Origin of the sequence: Mesorhizobium sp. M8A.F.Ca.ET.202.01.1.1 (genome assembly GCF_004791595.1) — a bacterium.
In the GTDB taxonomy this organism is placed as follows: domain Bacteria; phylum Pseudomonadota; class Alphaproteobacteria; order Rhizobiales; family Rhizobiaceae; genus Mesorhizobium.
Genome location: NZ_SRUN01000022.1, coordinates 21,316 through 29,365 on the forward strand (window position 1 = coordinate 21,316; position 8,050 = coordinate 29,365).

The 8,050-nt window shown below is 59.8% G+C and carries 3 protein-coding genes and 7 pseudogenes; 2 read left to right on the top strand and 8 right to left on the bottom strand.

The genetic code is table 11. From position 1 onward, the window contains the following. Positions 1 to 211: 211 nt before the first annotated feature. The 3 genes and pseudogenes from EN845_RS35230 to EN845_RS31400 form a co-directional block, all read right to left on the bottom strand. Positions 212 to 400, bottom strand: a complete 189-nt coding sequence (locus EN845_RS35230) for a hypothetical protein (RefSeq protein ID WP_127322461.1) — start codon at positions 398 to 400, stop codon at positions 212 to 214. Between the two features lie 195 nt (positions 401 to 595). Next, positions 596 to 1,566: pseudogene (locus EN845_RS31395) on the bottom strand (IS110 family transposase). A 24-nt stretch (positions 1,567 to 1,590) separates the two neighbouring features. Beyond that, a pseudogene (locus EN845_RS31400) lies at positions 1,591 to 2,257 on the bottom strand (transposase); the annotation flags it as partial. A 150-nt stretch (positions 2,258 to 2,407) separates the two neighbouring features. Between EN845_RS31400 and EN845_RS31405 the strand changes: the two are divergent. Further along, positions 2,408 to 2,499: pseudogene (locus EN845_RS31405) on the top strand (IS5/IS1182 family transposase); the annotation flags it as partial. Between the two features lie 398 nt (positions 2,500 to 2,897). On the opposite strand, the pseudogene EN845_RS31410 reads toward EN845_RS31405, so the two are convergent. The 4 genes and pseudogenes from EN845_RS31410 to EN845_RS31420 all read right to left on the bottom strand — a co-directional run. Next, positions 2,898 to 3,702, bottom strand: a pseudogene (locus EN845_RS31410) (transposase); the annotation flags it as partial. Positions 3,703 to 4,305: 603 nt separating this feature from the next. Beyond that, the gene (locus tag EN845_RS36315) at positions 4,306 to 4,563 is read right to left on the bottom strand and encodes a transposase (RefSeq protein ID WP_245511853.1); all 258 of its coding nucleotides are present in this window, start codon (positions 4,561 to 4,563) and stop codon (positions 4,306 to 4,308) included. A gap of 147 nt (positions 4,564 to 4,710) precedes the next feature. Then, a complete protein-coding gene (locus EN845_RS36320) occupies positions 4,711 to 4,965 on the bottom strand; it encodes a transposase (protein ID WP_245511855.1) in 255 nt (84 codons plus the stop codon). 188 nt (positions 4,966 to 5,153) lie between these two features. Further along, a pseudogene (locus EN845_RS31420) lies at positions 5,154 to 5,820 on the bottom strand (transposase); the annotation flags it as partial. 150 nt (positions 5,821 to 5,970) lie between these two features. Between EN845_RS31420 and EN845_RS31425 the strand changes: the two are divergent. Then, positions 5,971 to 6,062, top strand: a pseudogene (locus EN845_RS31425) (IS5/IS1182 family transposase); the annotation flags it as partial. 398 nt (positions 6,063 to 6,460) lie between these two features. On the opposite strand, the pseudogene EN845_RS31430 reads toward EN845_RS31425, so the two are convergent. Continuing rightward, positions 6,461 to 7,265, bottom strand: a pseudogene (locus tag EN845_RS31430) (transposase); the annotation flags it as partial. Positions 7,266 to 8,050: the final 785 nt, after the last annotated feature.

Here is an 8,050-nt window from a genome sequence, read left to right on the forward strand (position 1 = left end):
GGTCCGCCAAGCGATCCCCTCCAGGGCGGCGAACTTTGCATCGCGGGTTGCTTTTTCTCCCAAGTATTCACGCTCCCGCCAGAACTTAAACTTGCATCGGGATATTTATGGATCAAATGCCTCAGCTTCTTGAAACGCATCGACCAAAATTTGCTACTATTTGATGCTAACGTTCTGCATTCGAACGGCTCTCCCGAGCAAAGTGCGTGTTTCAGAAATCGCGGACACGACTAGGCCGTGAACTCATAAGTGCGGAATGAAACCACGACAGGTGGTTTGCAGACCTTTGGACTTCGGCCATCATCGAACGCATGCCCATTTTATAGCGCGACATATGTGGAACGGCCACGCGGGCAAGCGCTTTTTCAGACATGTCATCCAGCGGGATAGGTGCGGTCATATGTCCGACCTTTCAGCGCGGTCTAAGACCGCTGGCCTCGATGAAATTCGCGATGCCAGGGGCTGATCAATCTGACGCGCTGTAGGCGCATTGTCGCGCCGGCCTCTCTCGCCTCGCCCGTGGGTCATCGTCTAATTTTGCACCTCGCCTCTGTCCGGCGTCGCGCCGGCCAATCCGTCCTGGTCGTCGTTCGGCTCAGGCGCGTGGTGCGCCGCTTGCCGCACCAGCATTTCGATATGTCCCGCCCTTGGTGAGCAGCGCCCAGATAATCCTCGCCATCTTGTTGGCGAGCGCGATCGCGATGACCTTGAAAGGCTGCCGCGCTTAAAGGGCGACGAGCCATCGCGGCGCTTTGTCGTTGCCCTTAACGCCGCAAGACCGACGTCGCGCCACAAACAAGCAGCGAGCGGAGCGTCGGGTTGCCCATTTCGATATGCCGCCGAGCCGCTCCTTGCCGCCGCTCGAATGGGGTTTTGGCGTCAGTCCCAGCCAGGCGGCGAAGTGACGACCGGATTTGAACCCGTCGGGATCCGGGATCAGCGCTTTGACGGAAGCCGCGGTGATCGCTCCGACGCCCGGAATTGTGGTCAGCCGTCGCATGTCCTCGTCGCGCTTCGCCTCGCCGACTCCCTCATTCGAGCTTGTCGATTTGACGCGTCAGCGCCTCGACCTGACCGGCGATTTCAGCCAGAGCCAAACGAGCGGCTTTTGGCAGGCAAACGTCCGCCTCGTCGCGGACGATCTCGATCAACGCAGCCACTTTAGCCGTGCCGAGGGCGGCAACTTCGACAAATGCCCGCGAAGCGCGTTGATCGCCTGAGTTTGCTGGCGGATCAAAAGGGCGCGCGTCCTCAGCACCATGGCCGCCGCCTGTTGATCAGCCGATTTGATCGGAACGAAACGCATGGTCTTGCGGGTGACGGCTTCGCTGATCGCTTCGGCGTCGGCGGCGTCCGTCTTGCCCCGTTTCACAAAAGGCTTCACACAATCGGCGGGATTAAACGCACGTCGTGACCGAGCGCCGCAATCTGGTGCGCCCAATAATGCGAACCGCCGCACGCCTCCAAACCAACCAGACACGGCGGAAGCTTTTCGAAAATCTGGGGAGAGAGGTCGTATTGCCTCACCCTGGATTGTTCCCGAACGATTTTCCGTTGCCTCACCATAATTTCCCCAGGGCCGGGTTGGGATCAATTCGCCATCGGCTCGATTGGCGGCTCGACGTGCATTGGCCCAAACACCATCGCGTGCGCCTTTTCCTTCCGCCAGATCTTCAAACGGCGCTGCAGCGTGCGCAGAAGTTGATCAGGATATTGCCCCGGCTGCTCCTCCTGCAGGCGCACCAGTAATTCGCGGCTCGTCCGCCAGGGCTCTTCGTCGAACCACGCGCGCAGCCGGCCCGTGACCTTCAGCAGCGGATCCGGTCGCCGACGACCCCGCTTTTGCTTCGGCTTGGCTCTTGCGGCTGGGCGGATTTCCCCCAGTTCCAGGCCGTCCGCAGGCCCGACAGGAACTGATCCAGCGCCAGATCGCTCACCACCAGCGCCGGCGTGCAAGATCCATCAGCAATGTCGACGAGGTGCTGCTGCGCCGATCGCATCTCTCGCAGCAGCTTTACCGGATCCAGCCGCCCCTGTGTTTGCGCCAGCATGGCCCGAACCGGTTCAGCCGTGAGTGGATGTGCCGCAGTCGCTGGCATGGTGTTGCCGCCGGGTGATAGCGCTTGCGCACGCGGGCGCCGTCCCGTTCTTTTCCCGCCAGCTTGAAGGAGGGCTGGAAGAAGTTCACGAACAGCCGCGCCGTTGCGTAGAGTTGTGCCAGAGTCGCAGCGGCTTCAAGCCCCTCCAGCCGGCGATAGTGCGGATTTCGCAAAAGCCGGACAAGAGTTCCTTTAATTCCCGGACAGCAGTGGAGTGCACCCCTCGACTGAGGCAAATAGATAGGGGACAGTTTCTGAATTACAGGAACTGTAAATGGTTGGAAGAAAGCCGAGATTTATTGAACAAGTTCTGGGTACTGCGGTCCGGTGCGCCTTGGCGGGACCTCCCCGAGCGATACGGCCCTACAACGGCTTTGTCCGATGGCGGAAAGCAGGTGTGTGGGACCGCCTCATGATCGAAATTGCTAAAGCGCATGACGGCCGGGCGCAGATGATCGACACCTCCATCGTTCGCGTCCATAAGCAGGGCGCGACAGCAAAAGGGGGGATCGAGATCATAGTCTCGGTCGCTCGCGAGGTGGGCTCACATCAAGCATCTGGCTGTGTGGTAATGAGTCTACGTCCTAGGTCGCAACCTATCGGGGCAGCCTGCGGCTGCATACGCGCTCCGCCAGCGCTTGCGAGTTCGGAAGGCATGAAGCCGATATCGACCGATGCCGATGGGCGGCGCATGGGCCGCGTAACGCAGTCGGTGTGACGCGCCTCCTCGGAAGTGCTCTAGCCGCTTCTGGATATCTGCGGGGTTCACGCTGCTGCCTGATTGCCGACCCGGACGGCCTCGTCGAGCGCTCTCCACAAACCGAGCGCGCCATCGCCGACGGCAATATCGGGCGCGGATCTTCAGGCCACGCCGCTTCACGTCGACCAGCAACTCGCGCCAGCTCTGCGCGCTCTCGCGAACGCCGGTCTGGAAACCGACGAGTTCTTTCCTGCCCTCGGGCGTGGCGCCGATCAGGACCAGCATGCATTCGGCTTGGTCTTCCATGCGGCCTGCAGGTAAACCCCGTCCGCCACACATAGACGTAGCGCCGCGCCGAAAGATCGCGCTTTTGCCAACGCTCGTAGTCGGCGTTCCACTCCGCCGTCAGCCGAGTGATCACCGAGGGTGAAGGTTCCGCGCGTCCTTGCCCATAAGCGCGCTCAGCGCTTCCTGGAAATCCCCTGTCGAAACGCCGCGCAGGTAGAGAACGGGAAGCAGCGCATCCAGACTCCGCGTCCGACGCGCCCATTTCGGCAGAATCAATGAGGAGAACCGGACCCGATCACCTTGCCATTCGCGCCGCGATCCCGGATCTTCACCCGCCTGACTGGCACCGGCCCGATGCCCGTCTGGATGGCTCCGTTCCGGGCCGTGACCATGCCGGACAATCCGGTCACGGCCATCGGCAAGCTTGAGATCCCGCATCTCGGCAAGAAACGTCTCGGCCTCGATCTCGATCGCCTGCGCCAGCAATTTGCGCGCCCCGGTGCGAAGCACATCGATCAGTGGATCATCAAACTCGTCAGGCTGACGAAGGAGAACAATGTTGATAGTCTCGTTCATGGCGTATCGCTCTCCTCGAGAGGTTCTGGCAGGCTTCATCACCCGCCTCGTACGCCGCTCTCCTCAAAACGTTATCACCCAGTTTCCGCCATAGCTCTAGGCTCAATACTGGCTGTACGTGCAGATCACGGTAAAAACGCGTCTTGATGGACCGTTAGCCAGCCGGAGGCTGCCCATCTGCTGGATGCAGTCCGCCCCCCGGGGAACACGCCATCCCACATCTCTAACTCAGAATTATCAACCTCATCGGGGGATTAACATGCGTATCGTTCGACGGAATGATTGGGCATAATCTGCGGCATTAAAAATCAGGGTGCTGAAAAGGCGGGGAATCTGCGCCATGTCGGCACCGATCTTGCCTCCAGGAGGAAGTTGACCGGTCAATTCCGATGGTTGTTGCCCTGCCGAAAAAGCCGCCAATCTTGAAGTAGCCTGCTACACTCCCGCTTCGAGCGCAGCATCTCCGCTACTCAGCCCTGCGTCGATTGTCCACCAGATCTAATTACATCATGCGCCGCCACATGAGCCACCCTCCAGACCGTGCCGATCGCCGCCTTCGATCGGTTGCAACAGATCCTTCAACTTAATTTACAGACTTTTTGCGACCGCAGTGAACTGAAAAGGGTATGTTCACCGCATTGTTCAAGGCCCGCACGGCCAAGAGCTGCGCCGAATTATCCCAGGATAGCCGCACAGCACGAAATATTGGAGGTCGAAACAAGTGGCAAGAAGAGCGCTCATCTTCATTGAATCTTCAAGTAATGGTTCCCGATACGTCAAAGCGGCTAAGAATCTTGATCTTTTACCATTTGTTATGAACCCGTCGGGATCCGGGATCAGCGCTTTGACGGAAGCCGCGGTGATCGCTCCGACGCCCGGAATTGTGGTCAGCCGTCGCATGTCCTCGTCGCGCTTCGCCTCGCCGACTCCCTCATTCGAGCTTGTCGATTTGACGCGTCAGCGCCTCGACCTGACCGGCGATTTCAGCCAGAGCCAAACGAGCGGCTTTTGGCAGGCAAACGTCCGCCTCGTCGCGGACGATCTCGATCAACGCAGCCACTTTAGCCGTGCCGAGGGCGGCAACTTCGACAAATGCCCGCGAAGCGCGTTGATCGCCTGAGTTTGCTGGCGGATCAAAAGGGCGCGCGTCCTCAGCACCATGGCCGCCGCCTGTTGATCAGCCGATTTGATCGGAACGAAACGCATGGTCTTGCGGGTGACGGCTTCGCTGATCGCTTCGGCGTCGGCGGCGTCCGTCTTGCCCCGTTTCACAAAAGGCTTCACACAATCGGCGGGATTCAACGCACGTCGTGACCGAGCGCCGCAATCTGGTGCGCCCAATAATGCGAACCGCCGCACGCCTCCAAACCAACCAGACACGGCGGAAGCTTTTCGAAAATCTGGGGAGAGAGGTCGTATTGCCTCACCCTGGATTGTTCCCGAACGATTTTCCGTTGCCTCACCATAATTTCCCCAGGGCCGGGTTGGGATCAATTCGCCATCGGCTCGATTGGCGGCTCGACGTGCATTGGCCCAAACACCATCGCGTGCGCCTTTTCCTTCCGCCAGATCTTCAAACGGCGCTGCAGCGTGCGCAGAAGTTGATCAGGATATTGCCCCGGCTGCTCCTCCTGCAGGCGCACCAGTAATTCGCGGCTCGTCCGCCAGGGCTCTTCGTCGAACCACGCGCGCAGCCGGCCCGTGACCTTCAGCAGCGGATCCGGTCGCCGACGACCCCGCTTTTGCTTCGGCTTGGCTCTTGCGGCTGGGCGGATTTCCCCCAGTTCCAGGCCGTCCGCAGGCCCGACAGGAACTGATCCAGCGCCAGATCGCTCACCACCAGCGCCGGCGTGCAAGATCCATCAGCAATGTCGACGAGGTGCTGCTGCGCCGATCGCATCTCTCGCAGCAGCTTTACCGGATCCAGCCGCCCCTGTGTTTGCGCCAGCATGGCCCGAACCGGTTCAGCCGTGAGTGGATGTGCCGCAGTCGCTGGCATGGTGTTGCCGCCGGGTGATAGCGCTTGCGCACGCGGGCGCCGTCCCGTTCTTTTCCCGCCAGCTTGAAGGAGGGCTGGAAGAAGTTCACGAACAGCCGCGCCGTTGCGTAGAGTTGTGCCAGAGTCGCAGCGGCTTCAAGCCCCTCCAGCCGGCGATAGTGCGGATTTCGCAAAAGCCGGACAAGAGTTCCTTTAATTCCCGGACAGCAGTGGAGTGCACCCCTCGACTGAGGCAAATAGATAGGGGACAGTTTCTGAATTACAGGAACTGTAAATGGTTGGAAGAAAGCCGAGATTTATTGAACAAGTTCTGGGTACTGCGGTCCGGTGCGCCTTGGCGGGACCTCCCCGAGCGATACGGCCCTACAACGGCTTTGTCCGATGGCGGAAAGCAGGTGTGTGGGACCGCCTCATGATCGAAATTGCTAAAGCGCATGACGGCCGGGCGCAGATGATCGACACCTCCATCGTTCGCGTCCATAAGCAGGGCGCGACAGCAAAAGGGGGGATCGAGATCATAGTCTCGGTCGCTCGCGAGGTGGGCTCACATCAAGCATCTGGCTGTGTGGTAATGAGTCTACGTCCTAGGTCGCAACCTATCGGGGCAGCCTGCGGCTGCATACGCGCTCCGCCAGCGCTTGCGAGTTCGGAAGGCATGAAGCCGATATCGACCGATGCCGATGGGCGGCGCATGGGCCGCGTAACGCAGTCGGTGTGACGCGCCTCCTCGGAAGTGCTCTAGCCGCTTCTGGATATCTGCGGGGTTCACGCTGCTGCCTGATTGCCGACCCGGACGGCCTCGTCGAGCGCTCTCCACAAACCGAGCGCGCCATCGCCGACGGCAATATCGGGCGCGGATCTTCAGGCCACGCCGCTTCACGTCGACCAGCAACTCGCGCCAGCTCTGCGCGCTCTCGCGAACGCCGGTCTGGAAACCGACGAGTTCTTTCCTGCCCTCGGGCGTGGCGCCGATCAGGACCAGCATGCATTCGGCTTGGTCTTCCATGCGGCCTGCAGGTAAACCCCGTCCGCCACACATAGACGTAGCGCCGCGCCGAAAGATCGCGCTTTTGCCAACGCTCGTAGTCGGCGTTCCACTCCGCCGTCAGCCGAGTGATCACCGAGGGTGAAGGTTCCGCGCGTCCTTGCCCATAAGCGCGCTCAGCGCTTCCTGGAAATCCCCTGTCGAAACGCCGCGCAGGTAGAGAACGGGAAGCAGCGCATCCAGACTCCGCGTCCGACGCGCCCATTTCGGCAGAATCAATGAGGAGAACCGGACCCGATCACCTTGCCATTCGCGCCGCGATCCCGGATCTTCACCCGCCTGACTGGCACCGGCCCGATGCCCGTCTGGATGGCTCCGTTCCGGGCCGTGACCATGCCGGACAATCCGGTCACGGCCATCGGCAAGCTTGAGATCCCGCATCTCGGCAAGAAACGTCTCGGCCTCGATCTCGATCGCCTGCGCCAGCAATTTGCGCGCCCCGGTGCGAAGCACATCGATCAGTGGATCATCAAACTCGTCAGGCTGACGAAGGAGAACAATGTTGATAGTCTCGTTCATGGCGTATCGCTCTCCTCGAGAGGTTCTGGCAGGCTTCATCACCCGCCTCGTACGCCGCTCTCCTCAAAACGTTATCACCCAGTTTCCGCCATAGCTCTAGGCTCAATACTGGCTGTACGTGCAGATCACGGTAAAAACGCGTCTTGATGGACCGTTAGCCAGCCGGAGGCTGCCCATCTGCTGGATGCAGTCCGCCCCCCGGGGAACACGCCATCCCACATCTCTAACTCAGAATTATCAACCTCATCGGGGGATTAACATGCGTATCGTTCGACGGAATGATTGGGCATAATCTGCGGCATTAAAAATCAGGGTGCTGAAAAGGCGGGGAATTTGCGCCATGTCGGCACCGATCTTGCCTCCAGGAGGAAGTTGACCGGTCAATTCCGATGGTTGTTGCCCTGCCGAAAAAGCCGCCAATCTTGAAGTAGCCTGCTACACTCCCGCTTCGAGCGCAGCATCTCCGCTACTCAGCCCTGCGTCGATTGTCCACCAGATCTAATTACATCATGCGCCGCCACATGAGCCACCCTCCAGACCGTGCCGATCGCCGCCTTCGATCGGTTGCAACAGATCCTTCAACTTAATTTACAGACTTTTTGCGACCGCAGTGAACTGAAAAGGGTATGTTCACCGCATTGTTCAAGGCCCGCACGGCCAAGAGCTGCGCCGAATTATCCCAGGATAGCCGCACAGCACGAAATATTGGAGGTCGAAACAAGTGGCAAGAAGAGCGCTCATCTTCATTGAATCTTCAAGTAATGGTTCCCGATACGTCAAAGCGGCTAAGAATCTTGATCTTTTACCATTTGTTATGTCATCTG

Excerpts from the sequence above, each read along its gene's own strand:
- EN845_RS35230 (WP_127322461.1), bottom strand. The coding sequence starts at position 400 with ATGACCGCACCTATCCCGCTGGATGACATGTCTGAAAAAGCGCTTGCC.
- EN845_RS36315 (WP_245511853.1), bottom strand. The coding sequence starts at position 4,563 with ATGCGACGGCTGACCACAATTCCGGGCGTCGGAGCGATCACCGCGGCT.